We start from the raw sequence: 19,817 nt of genomic DNA on the forward strand, positions 1-19,817 counted from the left end.
CCGGCGCGGTCAAAGGAGTTCCTCCGGTACGTCGAGTTCGCGGGCGCGCAGCCACTCGCCGAGGGCCTTCGCCTGCGGGTCGAATCGGGCCTGGGAGGCGACGCCCTCGCCGAGGATCCCGGTGACGACGAAGTTCACGGCGCGCAGGTTCGGCAGGACGTGCCGTACGACGTCCAGTCCGGCGGTCTCCGGCAGGAGTTCCCTCAGCCGCTCGGCGGTGAGCGTGTGGACGAGCCAGCGCCACGCGGCGTCCGTGCGGACCCAGACGCCGATGTTCGCGTCGCCGCCCTTGTCGCCGCTGCGGGCTCCGGCGACGCGACCGAGGGGCGCCCGCCGTGTCGGCCCCTCCACGGGCGGCTCCGGCAGCGGCGGCTCGTCGACCGGCTCCAACTCCCGCGTCCCGGCGGGTACGGGGAGGCGGACGCGGCTGCCGTCGGGCAGGACGGCCGTGTGCGGGACGTCGGCGGCGGGGACGTACACGGCCTCGAAGACGCCGTAGGGCGCGCCCCGGCCGGGTGGGGCGGTGACGTGGAAGCCGGGGTAGCTCGCGAGGGCGAGCTCGATCGCGGCGCCGCTGAGGGCCCGGCCGACGGGCTCGGGCGCGGGGTCGCGGACGACGAGCCGGAGGAGCGCGCTCGCGGTCTCCTCGGTGTCGGCGTCCGCCCGGTCCGTCCGGGCCAGCTCCCAACGGACCTCGGCGGGGCGGGACGTGGAGTGTTCGAAGGCGTCCTCGACCTGCTCCCTGACGAGCCGGGCCTTGGCGTCGATGTCGAGTCCCGTGAGGACGAAGACGACCTCGTTGCGGTGGCCGCCGATCCGCGTGAGCCCGGCCTTGAGGGTGGGCGGCGGGGCCTCGCCCCGTACGCCGTCGATCCGCACCCGGTCCGGCCCGTCCTCGGTGAGCCGTACGGTGTCGAGCCGGGCGGTCACGTCGGGTCCGGCGTAGCGGGCACCGGACGTCTCGTACAGGAGCTGTGCGGTGACCGTACCGAGGTCGACGACGCCGCCGGTGCCGGGGTGCTTGGTGATGACGGCGCTGCCGTCGGCGTGGAGTTCGGCGATCGGGAAGCCGGGGCGACGCATCGCGGGCCGGTCGTGGGCGGTGAAGAAGGCGTAGTTGCCGCCGGTGGCCTGGGTGCCGCACTCCAGGACGTGTCCGGCGACGACCGCGCCGGCCAGCTTGTCGTACTCCTGCGCGTCCCAGCCGAACCGCCACTGCGCGGGGCCGGTGACGAGGGCGGCGTCGGTGACGCGCCCGGTGACGACGACGTCGGCGCCGGCGGTCAGGCAGGCGGCGATCCCGGCTCCGCCGAGGTAGGCGTTGGCGGTCAGGACCCCGTCCCGGGGCGGCAGCCGGTCGCCCTCGACGTAGGCGACACGGGTGGGCAGGCCGAGCCGGGCGGCGAGCGCGTCGAGGGCCTCGGCGAGGCCGGCGGGGTTGAGGCCGCCCGCGTTGGCGACGATCCGGACGCCGCGCTCGTGGGCGAGGCCGAGGCCCTCCTCCATCTGGCGCAGAAAGGTCTTGGCGTAGCCGGTCTTCGGGTCCTTCAGGAGGTCCCGGCCGAGGATGAGCATGGTCAGTTCGGCGAGGTAGTCGCCGGTGAGGACGTCGAGGGAGCCCGGTTCGCCGCCGGTGAGCATCTCGCGGACCGCGTCGAAGCGGTCGCCGTAGAAGCCGGAGGCGTTGCCGATGCGGAGGAGGTCCACTACGCCCCCCGCGGCGCGCGGCCGGTGCCGGCCGGGCCCGCGAAGGCCTGGGCGATGGTGAGCCAGTGCGCGGCGTCGGCGCCCTGGGCGCCGAGCCCGGTGTCGTCGAGATGGACGCGCTGGGTGACGAGGAGGCAGAAGTCCAGGGCGGGACCGGTGATCCGCTGCGCGGCGTCCTCGGGTCCGTACGCCCACTCCTGGCCGTCGGGGGCGGTCAGTTCGACCCGGAACGGCTCGGCGGGCGGGTCGATCCCCCGTACGAGATAGGCGTAGTCGCGGGCCCGGATGCCGATCCACGCGACGTGGCGCAGCCGGGCGGTCGGCTCGCGGACGACACCGAGGGCGTCGGCGATGTCCTGGCCGTGCGCCCAGGTCTCCATGAGCCGGGCGGTGCCCATCGAGGGGGCGCTCATGGGCGGCCCGTACCAGGGGAACCGGGCACCGGGCGGGGCGGTGCGCAGGGCCATCTGCAGCCGTTCGCGCCCGACGCGCCACCGCCCGAGGAGTTCGGCGGGCGGCAGCGCGGCTCCCGCCTCCGCTCCGTCGTCGACGAACGTCTCGGGCGCGGCGAGCGCGTTCTCGGCCTCGGCGCCGAACCCCTCGGGGTCGGTGACGGCGAGCAGGGCGGCCCGGTCGGTCCAGGCGAGGTGCGCGATCTGATGGGCGACGGTCCAGCCGACGGCGGGGGTGGGCGCGGCCCATCCGTCGTCGCTCAGCTCCCGTACGAGCCGGTCGACCTCCTCGCTCTCACTGCGCAGATCGTCGAGTACGACGACGGGGTCGGACACGGTTCGCTCCCCTCGGGACACGGGCGTGTGCCGAGGAGCATGGCAGCGACGGAAGAAACAATCAAGCGTGCTTGCTTTACTTTCTCGGTCGATCGCCGGGGCGAGAGGGCTCACCCCCTCCGCTGTCAGCCTTCCCAGCGGCGGATACCTGCCAGAAGGCCGTCCAGGGCGGTCATCGTGAGGTCGAGCGACTCGGGTGTGCCGCTTCGGGCCAGCCAGAGGGCGGCCTCGTTCATCGCACCCGAGAGCAGGCGCGCCAGGGGCTCGACCGGCTGCTCGGTGATGACCCCGGCGTCGATCAGGGCGGCGAGGGCCTCGGTCAGGTGACGGGCGGAGGACTCCTCGTCCAGGGCGCGCCACTCCTCCCACCCCAGGACGGTCGGCGCGTCGACGAGCACGATGCGCCGTACGGCGGGGTCGGAACCGGCGGCCAGGAAGGCCCGGCAGCCGGCGCGCAGCTGTTCCCAGGGGTCGGCCCGCTCCTCCGCGGCCGCCGCGACCCGCTCGCCCAGGTCCCGCTGGACCTCGGCGACGACGGCCCGGAAGAGCCCGGCCTTGCTCTCGAAGTGGTGGTAGGCGGCACCCTTGGTGACCCCGACGGCCTGGGCCACTTCGGCCAGGACCACGCCGTGGTAGCCGTCCTCGGCGAACCGCCGCCGCCCTTCGGCCAACAGCGCCCGTCGGGTCGCCTCCCGCTGCTCGGCCCGGTTGCCCAACGCCCGCCCGTCCGCCATCGCCCGTACCGCCCTTCCTCTTTCACATACCCCGGGTATGCTAGCCGTACGATTCACATACTCCGGGTATGTGAAATGGACGAACGCACCGAGGAGTCATGTCATGAGAACCGGGCTCGACAGCTTCTATCCCGTGATCTGCACGCGCGACGTCGCCGCGGCACGCGACTTCTACACCCGCCACCTCGGGTTCACGCCGACCTTCGAGGCCGACTGGTACGTGAGCCTGCGCCGCCCCGACGCACCGCACTACGAACTCGCGCTGCTCGACAGCAGCCATCCGACCCTCCCCGAGGGCCACCGCACCCCCACCCGGGGCGGGCTGCTGCTCAACTTCGAGGTACAGGACGTGGACGCGGAACACCGCCGGCTGATCGGCGAGGCGGGCCTGCCCGAACTGCTCCCCCTCCGCACGGAGGACTTCGGCCAGCGCCACTTCATCGTCGGAGCCCCGGACGGCGTGCTCATCGACGTGATCACGACGACCCCACCGACGGAGGAGTACGCCGGGCAGTACACGCCCTCCGCGGACTAGTACGCCTCGGCGAGGTCGGCGCCACCGCCCGTCCGCGCGAGCCCTCGGGCCGGCTGCCTGATGCTCTCGATGATGCGGGCGAAGCCTTCCGCTCCGTGGCCCGCGTCGATCTGGCGCTGGATGAGGTTCTGGACCATGCCGATCACCTCGGTGCTGATGCCCTGGTCGGAGCTGGCGGTCAGGATGTCGCCGAGGTCGGAGAACTCCAGGCTCTGCTGTCCCGCGACGGTGTAGTCCCCGCCGTCGATGACCTCGGCGAACCCCTGGAAGCCGCCGGTCATGGCGGTCAGCCACGGTGCGGCCATGGCGGCGAACTCGCCCGCCGTCACTCCGGCCGGCGCGACCATCGCGGCGCCGTGCACGAATCCGGCGAACATGACGTACATGCCCGCCAGCAGGGCGAGGTCGTACAGGGACGCCAGCCCGGCGTCCTCGCCGAAGTAGGTGCTGGTCCCCCACAGGTCGAGCAGCGGCCTGTACTGCTGGAAGACCTCGGCCGATCCGCTGTAGAGGATCGACGAGCCGGAGTGGCCGATCATGTGCGGCACGGCCATGATGCCGCCGTCCAGATACGCGATCCCGGCATCGGCGGCCCAGGCGGCCAGCTCCCGTGACTGCTCAGGTGTCGTCGTGGTGACGTTGACCAGGGTTCGGCCGGCCAGCTCATGGGCGAGCGGATCGAGCACCTCGTGGACCGACGCGTGGTCCAGCAGGCAGGCGATCACCACCCGCCCGGCCCTGACCGCCTCGCCGGCCGTGCCGGCGGCCTCCGCGCCCTGCGCGAGGAGGCCGTCCGCCTTCCCCGGTGAGCGGTTCCAGACGGTGGTCGCGTATCCGGCCTTCACCAGGGCGGCGGCGAGGGCGCTCCCCATCGCCCCCAGCCCGAGAACACTCACCTGGACGCTGTCGTCGCTTGTCATTCCTGGGACTCCCTCTCGCGTTCGGCGTTCGGCTCGATCCTCGCCGCCGCCAGAAGGGTTGACCAGTACGGACTATTCAGTCGGATACGCACCCATGGGTAAGTGGGGCCGGGGGGAACGGGGCACGGAACGCCGGCCCGCAGAGCCGGGCGAGGCCACGGCCAGGCCACGGCTAGGACTGTGGCGGCAGGGCGGCGGCGCGCTTCATCTGGGTGCGGACCGCGCCCATGCTCGCCGCGATGACCAGGGCGATCGCCAGCGCGTCCGTCAGGGAGAGTGCCTGGCTCAGGACGAGGAAGCCGGCGCCCGCCGCGATGGCCGGTTCCAGGCTCATCAGGATCGCGAAGGTAGGGGCGGGGAGGCGGCGCAGGGCGATGAGTTCGAGGGTGTACGGGAGGACGGAGGACATCAGCGCGACGGCGAGGCCGAGGCCGATCGTCGACGGGACGAGGAGCCTGTCGCCCGCCTCGACGATGCCGAACGGCAGGCTGAGCAGCGCGCCGAACGCCATCGCGAGCGCCAGCCCGTCCGCCTGCGGGAAGCGCCGGCCGGTCCGGGCGCTGAAGACGATGTACGTCGCCCACATCGCGCCCGCCGCGAGCGCGAAGGCCGCGCCGACCGGGTCCAGGCGGTCGAAGCCGCCGCCGCTGAGCAGGACGACCCCTCCGAGGGCGAGCCCGGCCCACAGCAGGTTCATCAGCCGGCGCGAGGCGATCACGGAGAGGACGAGTGGGCCGAGGACCTCCAGGGTCACGGCGGCGCCGAGCGGGATCCGGTCCGCGGCCTGGTAGAAGAGGATGTTCATGCCCGCCATCGCGGTACCGAAGGCGACGACGGTGCCCCAGTCGGCGCGGCGGTAGCCGCGGACCTTGGGGCGGCAGACGATCAGCAGGACGGCGGCGGCGAGGACGAGCCGCAGCGTGACGACGCCGAGCGCGCCGGCGCGGGGCATGAGCAGGACGGCGACGGCCGACCCGAACTGCACGGAGAGCCCGCCGGCGACGACGAGCGCGACGGGCCCGAGACGGGCGGCACGGGTGGAGGCGGACGGGGCCGCGGACGGTGTGACGGCGGACGGCGTGACGGCGGACGGCGTGACGGCGGACGAGGCGGCGACCGTGACACCCGGCGCGGGCCCCTGCGCGGGACGACCCGGCACGGCACCCTGCGCGGGACCCGGAGCCGACGCCTGAGCCGACGCCTGAGCCGACGCCGCCACGGCACCCGACGCCGACGCCGGTGCCGTGCCCGCGGCGATGCCCTTGACCGGACCGTCCACCGGCTCACTCCCTGCCTAGTTCATCAGATTGGACCTTCAAGTCCAGAATAATAGACTCGTCAAGCGGGTCCCGCCTTTCACGCTACGAGCGCCCGCGCGGCACGTGAAATGCCGATTGGGCTGCGGTTATGCTCCGGATGCATGAGCATCGAGCTGCGTCACCTCCGCTGCTTCCTCGCCATCGCGGAGGAGGGCAACGTGACCAGGGCGGCCACCCGGCTCCACCTCACCCAGCCCGCGGTCTCCCGTACGCTCGCCGCCCTGGAGAGACACCTCGGCGTCCGCCTCGTCGACCGCTCCACGCACCACCTGGCGCTCACTGCCGAAGGGCGCGCCTTCCATGACCGCGCGGCGGCGGCCGTCGCGGCGTTCGACACGGCCCTCGACCCGGAGCGGCTGCGCCACCGGCCGCTGCGGCTCGGCCACGCGTGGTCGGCCTTCGGCCCGTACACCACCCCGCTGCTACGGCGCTGGCAGCGCGAGCACCCCGAGACCCCGCTGGAGCTGCTCCGCATCGACGACCGCACGGCGGGCCTGGTCCGGGGCGAGGTGGACGCGGCGCTGCTCCGGGGGCCGGTGGACGCGCCGGGCCTGGCGACGGAGGAGCTGGCGACCGAGCACCGGGTGGCCGCCGTGGCGACGGACAGCGCACTGGCGTCCCGTACGACCCTGACGCTCGCGGACCTGGCGGACGAGACGGTCGTCCTCAACACGGTCTCCGGCACGACGACCCCTGCCCTCTGGCCCGCCTCGCACCGCCCGGCCGCCACCCTGACGGTCGGCAACACCGACGACTGGCTCACGGCGATCGCGGCGGGCCGCGGCGTCGGCGTCTCCTCGGCGTCGACGGCGGCGATGCACCCCCACCCGGGCGTCACCTACCGCCCTCTCCCGGACGCCCCACCGGTCCACGTCCTCCTGGCCTGGCGCGACGCCTCCCCCCACCCGTCGACCCCCCTCCTGGTCACCCTGGCGAGGGAGATCGCCCAGGGCGCCTGACGCCGGACCTACCGCCGCGCGTTCACCAGGACGGACGCGGCGCACCGACCCCCGGCCGCCTCACGGAGCCCCGGTCGCACCGCCCCCGGGCCGGTGGTGACCGGCCGCCTCACGGCAGCCCCGGTCACGAGCCGCGCTCACCCCCGTGGCGCCGACTCGCGCCACTCGCGGCCGATGTCGCGCATCAGCGGCGGGTACACGATCAGGTGCCGGAAGGGGGCGATCGCGGCCATGTAGGCCTTGCCGAAGAGGCCGTTGGGCTTCACCAGGACGGCCATCTGACCGCGGTGGCCACCCGCGCCGTCGGGGACCCAGCTCAGGTGCAGGACTCCGTGGACGGTCCGGTTGGCCATCTCCGCCGCCCACTCGTCGTCCCTCAGGTAGAGGGGCGTGAAGGGCAGCACCGCGAACTCCGGTCCCGCCGGGCCGTCGCGCAGGTCCTGCGGCAGCCTGTCGCGCAGGGTCGGCACCCGGGAACCGACCCCTTCGTCCCTGTCGTCCCAGCCGAGCAGCCTGCCGAGTCTCCAGCGGATCGCGAAGAGCAGGCGCGCGATCCAGGACGAGTTGTCACCCGTGTCCCCGCCGGCGAAGTTCCTCACCAGGCGCGGGAACTCGTCCGGGCCGCCGGGCGTGGGCAGGGCCCAGACGTCGTAGAGGCGGAAGTCAGGCGTGATCTCGTGGATCCGCCACGGGCGGGACGTGTGCGCCGACTTGGGAAGTTCCATCCTGTGCCTCCTGCGGTTCGTTCCGTTCAGAGGAGTGCGGCGGGCGGGGGGCGAGCCCCGGGGCGCCGGCCGTCGTGCGGGGGTGGAGACCGAGAGCGCCCGCGACCGCGGCGACGACGAGTGACGTGTCGTCGGGCACGCGGCCGGCGAGGGCGATCGAGGTGCCTTCGAGCGCACCGACGTAGGCCAGCGCGACATCCCCGGCCGGCGGGCCGTCGGGGATCGATCCCGTCGCGCGCCCGGCCGCGATGCAGTCGGTGCAGAGGTCGAGGAGCCGCCGGTATCCCGTCTCCACCTGACGCCCGATCGGATGGTCCTGCCCGGAGAACTCCAGGCGCAGCGCCACCGCCACGCGCGCGATGTCGCGCCGGCAGAAGACCGTGTGGGCGCGCGCGAGCGTCAGCAGCGCCGCGAGCGGTTCCCGCTCCCCCTCGACCTGGTGCCCGACCTCCCGGTCCCAGGCCTCGAAGACCCACTCGGACACGGCGAGGGCGAGGTCCTGCTTGTCCTTGAACTGGTGGTAGAGCGCGCCACGCGTGTAGCCGGCGTCCCTGGCCACCTGCTCCAGGACGAGATTGCTGTACCCGTGCCGGGACAACCCCCGAGCGGCCGACTCCAGCAGCGCGTTGCGCGTGCGCTCCCTCCGCTCGGCCTGCGTCGAACGCCGTGGGACCGGGGAGCCGGACTGCTCACGTACATTCATGTATGTATGTTACTGCTCCCGCACCGCCTCCGCCAGGACTTCCGCCATGTGCCGGGCGCTGCGGCCCGCCAGGGAGTCGAGCTGGGTGCGGCAGGAGAAGCCGTCGGCCAGGATCAGCGCGTTGTCCTCCGCCGCGCGGATCGCCGGGAGGAGCTGGTCCTCGGCGCACGCCACCGAGACCTCGTAATGCCCCGGCTCGAAGCCGAAGTTGCCCGCGAGACCGCAGCAGCCGCCGCTCAGCTCACCCACCAGACCCATCCGTTCGCGCAGCCGGCGGTCCGGTCCGTCGCCCAGGACCGCGTGCTGGTGGCAGTGGGTCTGCCCGGCGACCGGGTGGTCGAGGCGGGGCGGCTCCCACGTGGGGGCGAACTCCTCCAGGGCCTGCGCGAAGGTCCGTACGGAGGAGGCCAGTTCCGCTGCCCGCGGGTCGTCCGGGAGGAGTTCCGGAAGGTCCGTCCGCAGGGTCGCCGCGCAGGACGGTTCGAGGACGACCACGGGGTGGCCCAGCCTGGGCTCCATCACGTCGAGCGTCCTGGTCATCGTCGCCCGCGCCCGGTCCAGCTGCCCCGTCGACACATACGTCAGCCCGCAGCACACCCGCCCCGGCGGCAACCCGACCCGCACCCCGGCAGCCTCCAGGACCCGTACCGCCGACCTGCCCACCCGCGGTGCCAGATGGTTGGTGAACGTGTCCGGCCACAGCCACACGTCCGATGCCGTCTCCAGGCGCGTACCGAACCAGGAGACGAACGTCCGCGACGCGACCTTCGGCAGCTCCCGCTCCGGAGCGACGCCCGCGAACCGCGAGGGGAACATCCGCGCCAGGTTCAGGGCCGGGCCGAACATCCGCAGCCACTCCGGCAGCCGCCCCATCGTGACGTGCGACCAGGGCCGCCGCCGGTCCGCGTAGTGCCGGTCCAGGAAGTGCGCCTTGTACGAGGCCATGTCCACGCCCACCGGACAGTCGCTCCGGCACCCCTTGCACGACAGGCAGAGGTCGAGCGCCTCCTTGACCTCCTCCGAGCGCCAGCCGTCCGTGATGACCTCGCCGAGCGCCATCTCGTGCAGCAGCCGGGCCCGGCCCCGCGTCGAATGCCGCTCCTCCCCCGTCGCCCGGTACGAAGGGCACATCACGTCCGGCCCCGACGTCGGCCCCTCCACCCGGCACTTCGCCACCCCCACGCAGCGCGCCACCTCCCGGCCCGTCACCGGCAGCGCCTTGAAGCGCAGGCCCTCGTCCAGCGGCAGCGGCCGCACCAGCATTCCCGGGTTCAGCCCGCCGTCCGGGTCCCACACGTCCTTGACCTCGCCGAACAGCGAGACCAGCTCGGAGCCGTACATCCTCGGCAGCAGCTCGGCCCGCGCCTGACCGTCCCCGTGCTCCCCCGACAGCGAGCCGCCGTGCGCCACCACCAGGTCCGCCACCGCCTCCGAGAACGCCCGGAAGCGGTCCACTCCTGCCCCCGAGTACAGGTCGAAGTCGATACGGACGTGGATGCAGCCGTCGCCGAAGTGCCCGTACGGCGTCCCCCGCAGACCGTGCTCGGCCAGCAGGGCACGGAACTCCCGCAGGTACGCCCCCAGTCGGGCCGGCGGCACCGCGCAGTCCTCCCAGCCCGGCCACGCCTCCGCACCCCCGGGCATCCGGGTCGCCGTGCCCGCCGCGTCCTCCCTGATCCGCCACAGCGCGCGCTGGTCCGCGGCGTCGACCAGCACCGAGGCGTCCAGCGCGTCCGCCGCCCGCACCAGCTCGCGCGCCGCCGCCTCCCCGTCCGTCTCCACGAACAGCCAGGCCCCGCCGCGCGGCAGCCCGGAGGCGCCCCGCACCAGATCCGCCGCCATCCCCTCCAGGGTCAGCGGCCCTCCCCCGCTCTCGGCTTCGCTCGCGCGGGGGGACCTCCATGCCAGGAGCCCGGCCGCCGTGTCGGCCGCCGCGCTCTCGTCCGCGTACCCGAGGACCACCAGGACCGGCGATGCGGGCAGCGGCACGAGCCGTACGGTCGCCTCCGTCACCACCCCGAGCGTTCCCTCGCTCCCGCAGAGCAGCCGGGCCACGTCGCCGCCCCGCTCCGGCAGCAGCGCGTCGAGCGCGTAGCCGGAGATCCGGCGCGGCAGCCCTTCCGGATACCCGGTCCGCACCAGCGCCAGGTTCCGGTCGATCAGCTCGCGCAGTCCCGCCGGGGCCCCCTGCCACCCACGCCCGAGGAGCCGCGCCTCGCCCCCGTAGGTACGGACGTCGAGCGCGAGCACGTTGTCGGCGGTCGTGCCCCAGGCCACCGAGTGCGCGCCGCATGCGTTGTTGCCGATCATCCCGCCGAGGGTGCAGCGGCTGTGCGTGGAGGGATCGGGGCCGAAGGTCAGCCCGTACGGGCGAACCGCGTCCCGCAGCCGGTCCAGGACCACCCCCGGCTGGACGACGGCCGTCCGCGCCTCGTGGTCGACGGAGACGACCGAGCGCATATGACGGGTGAAGTCGAGCACGACGCCCGTCCCGGTCGCCTGCCCGGCGATCGACGTGCCGCCGCCCCGGGCGACGACCGGCACCCCGCGCGCACGGCAGACGGACAGCACCGCCGCCACGTCGTCGGCATCCCGGGGCGCGACCACACCCACCGGCACCCGGCGGTAGTTGGACGCGTCCATCGTCATCAGCGCCCTCGCCGTGGTGCCGAAGTCGACCTCTCCTGCCACGGCCGCGCGCAGCGCCGCCTCCAGCTCGGACCGCTCATGGTGTTTTCGCACGAGTTCAGGATGTCTCACCTGTCGTCTCATCCGGCGGACATCGTCGGCCGTGTGCGGTCCGACCCGATAGCCTCGCCTCGTGGCTGAGATCCAGATTCCCGCTGACATCAAGCCCGCCGACGGCCGTTTCGGCGCGGGCCCCTCCAAGGTGCGTACGGAGGCGCTGGACGCCCTGGCCGCCACCGGCACCTCCCTCCTCGGCACGTCCCACCGCCAGGCTCCGGTCAAGAACCTGGTCGGCGAGGTACGGGCCGGAGTGCGTGACCTCTTCTCGCTGCCCGAGGGTTACGAGGTGATCCTGGGCAACGGCGGTTCGACCGCCTTCTGGGACATCGCGACCCACGGGCTGATCGAGTCGAAGTCGCAGCACCTCACCTTCGGCGAGTTCTCCTCCAAGTTCGCGAAGGCCGCGAAGCTGGCCCCCTGGCTGGCCGAGCCGACCGTGATCTCCTCCGACCCGGGCACCCACCCGGAGCCGCAGGCCGAGGCGGGCGTCGACGTGTACGCGTACACGCACAACGAGACCTCCACGGGTGTCGCGGCCCCGGTCAAGCGGGTCGCGGGCGCCGACGAGGGCGCGCTGGTCCTGGTCGACGCGACCTCCGGCGCGGGCGGCCTCCCGGTCGACATCACCGAGTCGGACGTCTACTACTTCGCCCCGCAGAAGTCCTTCGCCGCCGACGGCGGGCTGTGGCTCGCGGCCTTCTCGCCGGCCGCCCTGGAGCGCGCCCAGCGGATCCACGCGTCCGGCCGGCACATCCCGGAGTTCTTCTCGCTCCCGACGGCGATCGACAACTCGCTGAAGAACCAGACGTACAACACCCCGGCGCTCTCGACCCTCTTCCTGCTCAACGAGCAGCTGAAGTGGATCAACGGCCAGGGCGGTCTGGACTGGGCCGTGGCCCGGACGAAGGAGTCCTCGCAGGCGCTGTACGGCTGGGCCGAGGAGTCCAAGTACGCGACGCCGTTCGTCACGGACGCGGCCAAGCGCTCCCAGGTCATCGGCACCATCGACTTCGCCGAGGACGTCGACGCGGCGGCGGTGGCGAAGGTGCTGCGCGCCAACGGCATCGTGGACACCGAGCCGTACCGCAAGCTGGGCCGCAACCAGCTGCGGATCGCGATGTTCCCGGCGGTCGACCCGGCGGACGTGCGGGCACTGACGGCCTGCATCGACTACGTGATCGAGAAGCTCTGACCCCTGGGTGTACGGAGGGCCCGGCGCCGACCCCGGTTGGCGCCGGGCCCTCCGCCGTACCCGCCCGGCCCCGGTCCGGGGGGTTCAGCCCATCTGCGCCTTGATGTGGTCGACGACCTCGTTGAACTCGACGGTCGGCGAGAACTCCACGACGTCGACGTCCTCCAGGGCCTCGGGGGCGTGGCCGGGTCCCCAGTAGTACGCCTGACCGGCCTCGTAGATCTTCTCTCCCGAAGCGGTTATCCGGCCCTTGAGCAGGTACCGTTCCTAATCAGTGAGCAGGAGTGAGTCTTGGACCCACTGCCCGACACTGCGCGCATCCCGGACGGTTTTGGATGCACTGGTCTCCCGCGTTCCCTGTTGTGTCCCCGTTCGGCGGCGTGCATCGTGTGCACGTTCCGTGACGGGTGGGCGGGTTCCCTCACGCCCCCGTGCCTCCGGTCCGGCCTGGACGGTCCGATGCCCACGACGATCACTCTGGTCGTCGCGGGGCGGTGCCGTCCGTCGCCGGATCGGGTGCCCGAGGGCGCGTCGCCCGATCGCGATACCTGCGGCATCGTGACGGGACATCTTGCGGCGTGGGGTGGTCAGCGGCTTGCGCCAGTGCTGGTCGCCCCACATAGAGGTGTAGGCCGGGTCCACGGCCACGATGGACAGCCCCTGCTCGGCGGCCATCGACACGAGCCGTGCTGTGAGCCTGCCGGTAGGGATGCCGGAGATGAGCTGCCGGAACCGCTTCTTACGGCCGTGCTTCTCGCGGGTCTTCTCGGCCGTGAAGTCGAGATCCTCGATCGCGATGGCCGCCGCCCCGCACTGCTTCGTCCAGTGCAGGACTCGGGTGATGGCATGGCGGATCTGGGCGTCGCGGTGGTCGGCGGTGCCGGACAGGTCGTAGAAGAACCTGCGCGGGTCGTCGACCGGGTTGCCGTGCGGGTCGAGCCGGTAGGCGGCGAAGTGGTCGGCGTTCGTGTCCACGCCGACCATGCCGGCGGCGCGGGCCGCCTCCAGCGGGACCGTCTGGACGACCGGCTTTGCCAGGCTGCGGTCAAGTACCAGCGTCCGCGCTGCACGTCGTAGTGGATGCGGTAGGCGACGGCCCGGTTTGCCTCCACACGATCAGCCCACTCGGCGCCCCGGTGCGCGAAGGCCACACGGGAGGTGAGGATGTACCGGCCGTGCTTGGCGTTCGCCAAGTGCGCGAGCGGCGTGGGCAGCTTGATGCTGACCTCGCCGTCGGGGGTGATGCGGATCGTCTCGTTGCCGAAGCGTTTCCCGGACTCGCCGTCAGCGGCCAGGAACCAGCGCTCGGCTTCCCACTGCTGGCGCCACTCGGCCTCGGTGAGCTTGGCGGCATCCAGGTTGTGCCGGGTGTTGAGCAACTTCCGGCCGCCGCGTACGACGTGCACAACACCTGCCTCGCGCTCAGCGCGGGCGACACCGAGGCGGTGCTCCAGGACCGCCAGGCGCCGGGTTTTCTGGAACCACTCGCCCCGGGTGCGGTAGCCGCCCGCAGCCCGCTTGGTGCCCTTCTCCCCGAGCGACAGGGACAGACGGTGCATCAGCGTCCGCACACCGGCTTCCAGGTTCTGGATGCGCGCGGCCTGGCAGCGCCGGGACAGCGCCCACTGATCGTGGCTGGCCTTCGTGATCGACCCCGCCCACCGCGACGAAGACCCGGCGGTCAGGCCCTGCTTACGGGCCGCCCACGTATCCGTGGTGTGGCCGTTGCCGTCACGGCAACGCTCCGCCAGATCACGCGACGCCAGCCGTCCCAAGTGCTCGCCGATCAGGCGCAGCACCTTCTCGTCGGCGGGTGTGAGGTTCTTGAGCCGGTCGCGTATCGCAACCCCGGACGGACCGAGCGCGACGAACGGCGCGTCGATCGTGCGGAGCTGCTTCTTCTTCGGCTCAGCCACCGGCAGCAGCCGCCTCAAGAGCCTTCTGCGCACGGTTCTTCGCGGACCGGCGCCCATACAGGCGGGCACAGAACGAGGTCAGCACCTCGACCATGTCGCGGACCAGGTCGTCCTCGACCTCGCCGTCGTCCAGGACGACCAGGCGGCGCCCGGTCGCAGACAGTGCCGCCTCGACCAGCTCGACGTTCATCCGGCCGAGCCGGTCTTTGTGCTCCACCACCACGGTGGTCACCGCCGGGTCGGCCAGCAGACGACGGGCCTTCGTACGGGCGCCGTTCATACCCGAAGCGATCTCGGACTCGATCCGCACCACCCGGTGACCGGCCTTCGCCGCCCACGCCGACAGACGTGCCGTCTGCCGTTCCAGGTCGGGCTTCTGATCGTGAGAGGAGACGCGGGCATACAAACCCACACCACCCGTCACCGAGGGTGAGGTGTTCGCCTCGATGTTCACCAGGATCGTGCGCGGCCCCACACGCTCAGCGGGGACCGGCAACGTGCCCTCACGGAACCAGCGGTAAGCGGTATGCGGATGCACGCCGTTCGCTTTCGCCCACTCCTTGAGGTTCATACAGTGAGCGTAACACCCACTCAAAGGCACCAATGCACACTAGAGTTGACCTAACTCCGAACAGTTACGAGCCCCCAGTGGGGGCACTGGCACATGTCGTCCTTCAGGCCCTTGAACGCCGGAGCCATGTCCGTGCCCTCGGGGAGGTGGATGAAGCCGAGGGTCATGCCACCGCCGACCTCCGTCAGGCGGACCTCCACGCCATCGCCCTCCAGGGCTACAGGCGTGTTCTCGCGAGTGAATCCGGTCATGGTTCCTCCACGCGTTTTCCGGTCCCCTTCCAGTCTCGACCCGGCGGCGCCCACGGTCGACACGAGGGAGTCACCGGCTGAGGGACCGGAACCTCCGTACCGCGAGGGGGAGGAAGACCGCCGTGATCGCGAGAGGCCAGACGAAGGCCATGAGGACGGCGTTCTGCTCCACCCAGCTGCCGCCGCCCGCCCCGGGATTGCCGAACAGCTCGCGGGTCGCGGTGACGGTCGAGGAGATCGGGTTCCACGCGGCGGCGGGCGCCAGCCACGAGGGCATCAGGGAGGGGGCGACGTACACGCTGGAGACCATCGTCAGCGGGAAGATCACGGCGTACAGGGCGCCCGCGGCCTCGGCGTTCGGCAGGACGAGCCCCGCCCACACCCCGACCCAGATCAGAGCGAAGCGCAGGAGCAGCAGCAGGCCGAAGGCGAGCACCGTCGCGGCGAGGCCGCCGTCGGACGTCCAGCCGATGGCGAGGGCGGTCATGGCGAGGATCGCGAGCTCGGCGCAGGCGACGAGGAGGTCGGCGACGCCCCGGCCGGTGGTGACGGCGGACGGCGCCATCGGCATGGACCGGAAGCGGTCGACGACGCCCTTGTTCACGTCCGTGACGACGGTGGTGGCGGTGTTCATGAAGCCGAAGGCCATGGTCGTGGCGAACATGCCGGGCATCAGGAACTCGCGGTAGTCACCGCCGCCCGGGACGCGCATGGCGCTGCCGAAGACGAATCCGTAGAGCAGGACGGAGACGATGGGGAAGCCGAGGACCCAGAGGATCGCGAGGGGTTGACGGCGGTAGTTCAGCAGGGTGCGGCGGACCACGTTCCAGCAGTCCACGACGGCCCAGTAGGCGCGCCCACGGCCGGCACCGGGGGGCGGGTCGAGCGGGCTCGTGGTGGTGGGGAGCAGAGCCGTGGGGGTCGCGGGGGGCAGGTCGGTGCGGGTCATGCGGTCTCTCCGTCCGTGCGGACTCGGTCGACGACCGTGCCGTGACGCTCCTCGCCCATGCGGTCGCGGCCCTCGCCCATGCGGTCGCGGCCCTCGCCCATGCGGTCGCGGTCCTCGTCCGTGCCGTCGCGGTCCTCGTCCGTGCCGTGGCCGGTCAGGCTGAGGAAGACGTCGTCGAGGCTGGGGCGGCGCAGTCCGATGTCGTCCACCGCGATGCGTTCGTCCTGAAGCGTCCTGGCCACCTCGGTCAGGGCCGTGACCCGGTCGGAGACGGGGGCGTGGACGCGCCGCTCGTGGGCGTCCACGACCGGTTCGCCGTCGGCGAGGCGGGCGACGATGGCGCGGGCGGCGGCGAGGTCGGCGGGTTCCGCCGTGACGACCTCGACCCGGTCGCCGCCCACACGGTTCTTGAGCCCGTCGGGGGTGTCGTCGGCGATGGCCCGGCCCCGGTCCATGACCGTGATCCTGGACGCGAGCCGGTCGGCCTCGTCGAGGTACTGGGTGGTGAGCAGGACCGTCGTACCACCCTCGACCAGGGTGCGGACGGCGTTCCAGACCTCACCGCGGCCGCGCGGGTCGAGTCCGGTGGTCGGTTCGTCGAGGAAGAGGACGCGCGGGGCGAGGATCATCGAGGCGGCCAGGTCGAGGCGGCGTCGCATGCCCCCGCTGTACTTCCCCGCGCCCCTGTCGGCGGCTTCGGCGAGGTCGAAGCGGTCGAGCAGTTCGGCGGCCCGGTCGCGGGCGCGGCGGGCGCCGAGGTGGAACAGACGGCCGAAGAGCTCCAGGTTCTGCCGGCCGGTGAGGCCCTCGTCGACGGCGGCGTACTGGCCCGCCAGGCCGATCCGGGCGCGGACGGCGCGCGGGTCGCGGCCCACGTCGAGCCCGGCGACCTCGGCCCGGCCCCCGTCGTGCCTCAGGAGGGTGGCGAGGACGCGCACGGCGGTGGTCTTGCCGGCGCCGTTGGGCCCGAGGAGTCCGTGGACGGTGCCGGGGCGGACGGTGAGGTCGAGGCCGTCGAGGGCGTACGTGCTCCCGCGCCTGCCGCCGTACCGCTTGCGCAGGCCCTCGACGAGGACCGCGTGTTCGTGCATGGGAATCCTCCGCTCGGTGAAACTGGGTACACCGTACCCGATTCAGAGTACGGTGTACTCAGTTTTAAGGTGAGGCCATGAAGGACGCGACGACGAGCAGCCTGGAACTCCTGTGGGGCACGGGCGGACGCCCCAGCCGCGGCCCCAAACCGGGCCTCACCCTCGACCGGATCGTCACGGCCGCGGTCGGGGTCGCCGACGCGGAGGGCCTGGACGCGGTGTCGATGCGGCGCGTCGCGGCCGATCTCGGGGTCGGGACGATGTCGCTGTACCGGTACGTCCCCGGCAAGACCGAGCTGCTCGACCTGATGCTCGACCGCGTCCAGGGCGAGTCCCTCCAGGGCGACCCGGAACCGCCCACCCACTGGCGGGACACGGTCGAGAAGCTGGCCCGCGCCCAACTCGGCCTCTTCCGGGCCCATCCCTGGCTGCTCCGGGTCAACCAGGCCCGCTCGGTCGTGGGCCCCAGCGCGCTGCGCGGCCTCGAACTCTGCCTGACCGGACTGAAGGGCCCGCACGGGATGGGCCTGAGCGACCCCGAGACGATCGGGGTGATCATCACCGTGCAGAGCTATGTGGCCGGCGTCGCCCGCATGGAGATCGACACCGTCGAGGCGGTGAAGGACACCGGCGTGAGTGACGAGGACTTCTGGGCGGCCCAGAGCCCGTACCTGGAACGGGCGATGGCCACGGGCGACTACCCCCGCATGGCGGCCCTCGCCGACGACACCTTCTCCAGGGAGTTCGACCACTTCACCTTCGGGCTCGAACGACTCCTCGACGGTTTCGAGGCGCTCGTCAGCCGCGCCGCAGGAGGCGCTTCGCCCCGATGACCAGGGCGGTCGCGGCGCCCAGCACGATCACGCCGACGGTGAAGTTGCCGCGCTCCTCGGCCGTGGCCGACGAGTCCGCGCCGCCCGGGCCCGGGTCCTTCGGCGAGCCGCCGGGGGACTCCGCCGAGGGACGTGGGGCCGGGTCGTCCCGGTCCACACGGACGACCCTGCTGTTCGCGCCCTCCGAGCCGAACATCAGCGCCGAGCCGTCCCTCGTGTACGTCACCGACTCCGCCTGCCCCTGGAAGGGCGCGCCGGCGCCGGTGCCCTCGTCACCGAGGCGGCCGTCCTTCCACACGTACTCCTTCGCGCTGAAGTAGCCGCGCAGCAGAAGCCGTTCGCCGTCCGGGGAGAAGGCGCCGTCGGTCACCCACGGCACGTCGTCGACCCGCCGGAAGACGTTCGTGCCCGCTGTCGAGAGCCGCTCCGGGCCCGCGTAGAGCCCGCCGGTGTTCTCGTTCTTGCTGGCGATGTAGACCCGGCCGGTCTTCGGATGCACCATCAGGGCCTCGGCGTTGCGCGGCCCGTCGGCGTACTTCACGTCGTACTGCTTCGCCGTCACGGTCTGGTTCCTGAGCTGCTTCGGCTCGGGGAAGCGGTAGATCCAGACGTGGTCCCAGGTGCCGTCCCTGTTGTCGCCGATGTCGCCGACGTAGATGTCGCCGTCCGGGCCGACGGAGATCGCCTCCATGTCGCGGGGCGTGCCGACGCCCTTCATCGTGAGCGTCGCGACGGTCTCGCCGGTACGGGAGTCGATGCCGTAGATCAGCGGTGCGTCCTGGTCGTTGTGCGTCCAGTAGACCCCGGGGTGGGCACGGCTCGCGGCCAGACCGCTGGACTCGGTGATCCGGGGGTCCTTGATCGTGAAGTCCTGATCCGCCTCGGCGGCCGCGGCGGGGGCGGCCGCCACGGTCAGGACCAGCGCGGCGGCGCCGACAACACCCAGGAGTGATCGCATGCCCTCCAGCGTGCCATGCCACGGGTCCGGCGACCGTCGGGGCAGCGGCCTCCGACGGCCCCGGCGGTGGCGGTCCCGGCGGTGACGGGCACGGGGGCGGCGGGCACGGGGGCGGCGGCGGGCAGCCGAGTTCGCCCCGATCGGCGCGGCCGGGTGGCCGGGATCACGTCGCAGGGGGCGGGCGGCCTCCGGGATGATGTGACCATGCGTTTCATGTTCGTCGGCGACAGCTGCACCATCGGACAGGCCGGCGACCACACCTGGCGCTACCGGATGTGGCAGCACCTCGAAGCCGCGCTGCCCGGCGGGTACGAGATCGTCGGTCCGCGCACCGAGCTGTACGACTCCGTCGCCGAGGCGCCCGTCTCGCACGCCTACGCCGACCCCGCCTTCCCCGAGTCCGCCCGGCGTCATCTGGCCGGCTGGGGCGAGGGGTGGCTGCACATGGCGCCGCTGATCGGCGAGACGGTGACCGCGACCGGGGCCGACGTCCTGCTGGTCTCCCTCGGCCTGATAGACCTCGGCTTCTACACCGACAGCGCGCAGACCGTGGAGAACACACGCGCCTTCGTCGCCGCCGCCCGCGCGGCGAACCCGCGCGTCAGGGCCGTCGTCATGCCGGTCATCCCGAACGTCCGGGCCACGTACGACCCGCCCTTCGCCGCCGAGTGCGAGCGCTTCAACGAGCTGCTCGCCAAGGCCGTCGCCGACCTGGACACGGCCGCGTCGCCCCTGCTGCTCGCGACGGCGCCGGAGCCGTACGACCTGTCCACGGACACGTACGACGGCACGCACCCGGGGCCTTCCGGCGAGCACAAGCTGGCGGCCGCGTTCGCCTCGGCGATGCACCAGGCGTGGGGTCTCGGCACCGCGTACGCGGGCCCGTCCGGCGGTCACTGACAGACCGCCGCACGCCCT

Annotated in this window: 18 protein-coding genes and 1 pseudogene; 5 read left to right on the plus strand and 14 right to left on the minus strand. The window is 72.6% G+C overall.

The features are described from left to right. Window positions 1-9: 9 nt before the first annotated feature. The 3 genes from ACFUJR_RS01935 to ACFUJR_RS01945 form a co-directional block, all read right to left on the minus strand. The gene (locus tag ACFUJR_RS01935) at window positions 10-1,707 is read right to left on the minus strand and encodes an acyclic terpene utilization AtuA family protein (protein WP_383171091.1); all 1,698 of its coding nucleotides are present in this window, start codon (window positions 1,705-1,707) and stop codon (window positions 10-12) included. Beyond that, window positions 1,707-2,495 (minus strand): TIGR03084 family metal-binding protein, encoded by a 789-nt coding sequence (locus ACFUJR_RS01940; protein WP_383171094.1) that lies wholly within the window; start codon window positions 2,493-2,495, stop codon window positions 1,707-1,709. Before ACFUJR_RS01940 ends, ACFUJR_RS01935 begins: the two co-directional genes overlap by 1 nt. Before the next feature lie 125 nt (window positions 2,496-2,620). Beyond that, window positions 2,621-3,229, minus strand: coding sequence for a TetR/AcrR family transcriptional regulator (locus tag ACFUJR_RS01945; RefSeq protein ID WP_383171097.1), 609 nt, complete (start codon window positions 3,227-3,229; stop codon window positions 2,621-2,623). Window positions 3,230-3,332: 103 nt separating this feature from the next. Here ACFUJR_RS01945 and ACFUJR_RS01950 point away from each other — a divergent pair, with 103 nt between their 5' ends. After that, window positions 3,333-3,764, plus strand: coding sequence for a VOC family protein (locus tag ACFUJR_RS01950; protein ID WP_383171100.1), 432 nt, complete (start codon window positions 3,333-3,335; stop codon window positions 3,762-3,764). Here ACFUJR_RS01950 and ACFUJR_RS01955 read toward each other — a convergent pair. After that, window positions 3,761-4,684, minus strand: coding sequence for an NAD(P)-dependent oxidoreductase (locus ACFUJR_RS01955; protein ID WP_383171103.1), 924 nt, complete (start codon window positions 4,682-4,684; stop codon window positions 3,761-3,763). The genes ACFUJR_RS01950 and ACFUJR_RS01955 overlap by 4 nt on opposite strands. 172 nt (window positions 4,685-4,856) lie before the next feature. Then, window positions 4,857-5,843 (minus strand): DMT family transporter, encoded by a 987-nt coding sequence (locus ACFUJR_RS01960; RefSeq protein ID WP_383171126.1) that lies wholly within the window; start codon window positions 5,841-5,843, stop codon window positions 4,857-4,859. Window positions 5,844-6,104: 261 nt separating this feature from the next. Here ACFUJR_RS01960 and ACFUJR_RS01965 point away from each other — a divergent pair, with 261 nt between their 5' ends. Further along, a complete protein-coding gene (locus ACFUJR_RS01965; RefSeq protein ID WP_383171106.1) occupies window positions 6,105-6,962 on the plus strand; it encodes a LysR family transcriptional regulator in 858 nt (285 codons plus the stop codon). 137 nt (window positions 6,963-7,099) lie between these two features. On the opposite strand, the gene ACFUJR_RS01970 is transcribed toward ACFUJR_RS01965, so the two are convergent. The 3 genes from ACFUJR_RS01970 to ACFUJR_RS01980 are packed head-to-tail and all read right to left on the minus strand — an operon-like array spanning window position 7,100 to window position 11,162. Next, window positions 7,100-7,687 (minus strand): DUF2867 domain-containing protein, encoded by a 588-nt coding sequence (locus ACFUJR_RS01970; RefSeq protein WP_383171108.1) that lies wholly within the window; start codon window positions 7,685-7,687, stop codon window positions 7,100-7,102. Further along, window positions 7,626-8,390 carry a TetR family transcriptional regulator gene (locus ACFUJR_RS01975; protein WP_383171111.1) on the minus strand — a complete coding sequence of 255 codons (765 nt, stop codon included), beginning with the start codon at window positions 8,388-8,390 and terminating at the stop codon, window positions 7,626-7,628. Before ACFUJR_RS01975 ends, ACFUJR_RS01970 begins: the two co-directional genes overlap by 62 nt. Before the next feature lie 9 nt (window positions 8,391-8,399). Continuing rightward, window positions 8,400-11,162, minus strand: a complete 2,763-nt coding sequence (locus ACFUJR_RS01980; RefSeq protein ID WP_383171114.1) for an FAD-binding and (Fe-S)-binding domain-containing protein — start codon at window positions 11,160-11,162, stop codon at window positions 8,400-8,402. A gap of 49 nt (window positions 11,163-11,211) precedes the next feature. Between ACFUJR_RS01980 and serC the strand changes: the two genes are divergently transcribed. Then, window positions 11,212-12,330, plus strand: a complete 1,119-nt coding sequence (gene serC, locus ACFUJR_RS01985; protein ID WP_383171117.1) for a phosphoserine transaminase — start codon at window positions 11,212-11,214, stop codon at window positions 12,328-12,330. Between the two features lie 267 nt (window positions 12,331-12,597). On the opposite strand, the pseudogene ACFUJR_RS01990 reads toward serC, so the two are convergent. The 5 genes and pseudogenes from ACFUJR_RS01990 to ACFUJR_RS02010 form a co-directional block, all read right to left on the minus strand. Beyond that, a pseudogene (locus tag ACFUJR_RS01990) lies at window positions 12,598-14,246 on the minus strand (IS200/IS605 family accessory protein TnpB-related protein). Beyond that, the gene (locus tag ACFUJR_RS01995; protein WP_383179474.1) at window positions 14,239-14,817 is read right to left on the minus strand and encodes an IS607 family transposase; all 579 of its coding nucleotides are present in this window, start codon (window positions 14,815-14,817) and stop codon (window positions 14,239-14,241) included. The pseudogene ACFUJR_RS01990 and the gene ACFUJR_RS01995 overlap by 8 nt, the downstream one beginning before the upstream one ends. A gap of 50 nt (window positions 14,818-14,867) precedes the next feature. Continuing rightward, entirely contained in the window at window positions 14,868-15,068 is a 201-nt protein-coding gene (locus ACFUJR_RS02000) for a hypothetical protein (RefSeq protein WP_383179477.1), read from the minus strand. 70 nt (window positions 15,069-15,138) lie between these two features. Further along, the gene (locus ACFUJR_RS02005; protein ID WP_383179480.1) at window positions 15,139-16,017 is read right to left on the minus strand and encodes an ABC transporter permease; all 879 of its coding nucleotides are present in this window, start codon (window positions 16,015-16,017) and stop codon (window positions 15,139-15,141) included. After that, on the minus strand, window positions 16,014-17,108 hold the full coding sequence (locus ACFUJR_RS02010; RefSeq protein WP_383179483.1) for an ATP-binding cassette domain-containing protein: 1,095 nt from the start codon (window positions 17,106-17,108) through the stop codon (window positions 16,014-16,016). Before ACFUJR_RS02010 ends, ACFUJR_RS02005 begins: the two co-directional genes overlap by 4 nt. A gap of 77 nt (window positions 17,109-17,185) precedes the next feature. Here ACFUJR_RS02010 and ACFUJR_RS02015 point away from each other — a divergent pair, with 77 nt between their 5' ends. Then, window positions 17,186-17,941: a TetR/AcrR family transcriptional regulator gene (locus ACFUJR_RS02015; RefSeq protein WP_383179487.1), complete on the plus strand. Its 756-nt coding sequence runs from the start codon at window positions 17,186-17,188 to the stop codon at window positions 17,939-17,941. On the opposite strand, the gene ACFUJR_RS02020 is transcribed toward ACFUJR_RS02015, so the two are convergent. After that, window positions 17,907-18,899 (minus strand): WD40 repeat domain-containing protein, encoded by a 993-nt coding sequence (locus ACFUJR_RS02020; RefSeq protein WP_383179490.1) that lies wholly within the window; start codon window positions 18,897-18,899, stop codon window positions 17,907-17,909. The two genes, ACFUJR_RS02015 and ACFUJR_RS02020, sit on opposite strands and share 35 nt — an antisense overlap. Before the next feature lie 204 nt (window positions 18,900-19,103). Here ACFUJR_RS02020 and ACFUJR_RS02025 point away from each other — a divergent pair, with 204 nt between their 5' ends. Continuing rightward, a complete protein-coding gene (locus ACFUJR_RS02025; RefSeq protein ID WP_383179493.1) occupies window positions 19,104-19,799 on the plus strand; it encodes a GDSL-type esterase/lipase family protein in 696 nt (231 codons plus the stop codon). The last annotated feature ends 18 nt before the right edge of the window (window positions 19,800-19,817 follow it).

It is taken from the genome of Streptomyces sp. NPDC057271 (assembly GCF_042668715.1).
Taxonomy (GTDB): domain Bacteria; phylum Actinomycetota; class Actinomycetes; order Streptomycetales; family Streptomycetaceae; genus Streptomyces.

Coding starts and splice junctions, on each gene's coding strand:
- ACFUJR_RS01950 (WP_383171100.1), top strand. CDS start 3,333: ATGAGAACCGGGCTCGACAGCTTCTATCCCGTGATCTGCACGCGCGAC.
- ACFUJR_RS01970 (WP_383171108.1), bottom strand. CDS start 7,687: ATGGAACTTCCCAAGTCGGCGCACACGTCCCGCCCGTGGCGGATCCAC.
- ACFUJR_RS02020 (WP_383179490.1), bottom strand. CDS start 18,899: ATGCGATCACTCCTGGGTGTTGTCGGCGCCGCCGCGCTGGTCCTGACC.
- ACFUJR_RS02000 (WP_383179477.1), bottom strand. CDS start 15,068: ATGACCGGATTCACTCGCGAGAACACGCCTGTAGCCCTGGAGGGCGAT.
- ACFUJR_RS01995 (WP_383179474.1), bottom strand. CDS start 14,817: ATGAACCTCAAGGAGTGGGCGAAAGCGAACGGCGTGCATCCGCATACC.
- ACFUJR_RS02005 (WP_383179480.1), bottom strand. CDS start 16,017: ATGACCCGCACCGACCTGCCCCCCGCGACCCCCACGGCTCTGCTCCCC.
- ACFUJR_RS01955 (WP_383171103.1), bottom strand. CDS start 4,684: ATGACAAGCGACGACAGCGTCCAGGTGAGTGTTCTCGGGCTGGGGGCG.
- ACFUJR_RS01965 (WP_383171106.1), top strand. CDS start 6,105: ATGAGCATCGAGCTGCGTCACCTCCGCTGCTTCCTCGCCATCGCGGAG.
- ACFUJR_RS01980 (WP_383171114.1), bottom strand. CDS start 11,162: ATGAGACGACAGGTGAGACATCCTGAACTCGTGCGAAAACACCATGAG.
- ACFUJR_RS02025 (WP_383179493.1), top strand. CDS start 19,104: ATGCGTTTCATGTTCGTCGGCGACAGCTGCACCATCGGACAGGCCGGC.
- ACFUJR_RS01945 (WP_383171097.1), bottom strand. CDS start 3,229: ATGGCGGACGGGCGGGCGTTGGGCAACCGGGCCGAGCAGCGGGAGGCG.
- ACFUJR_RS02010 (WP_383179483.1), bottom strand. CDS start 17,108: ATGCACGAACACGCGGTCCTCGTCGAGGGCCTGCGCAAGCGGTACGGC.
- ACFUJR_RS02015 (WP_383179487.1), top strand. CDS start 17,186: ATGAAGGACGCGACGACGAGCAGCCTGGAACTCCTGTGGGGCACGGGC.
- ACFUJR_RS01975 (WP_383171111.1), bottom strand. CDS start 8,390: ATGAATGTACGTGAGCAGTCCGGCTCCCCGGTCCCACGGCGTTCGACG.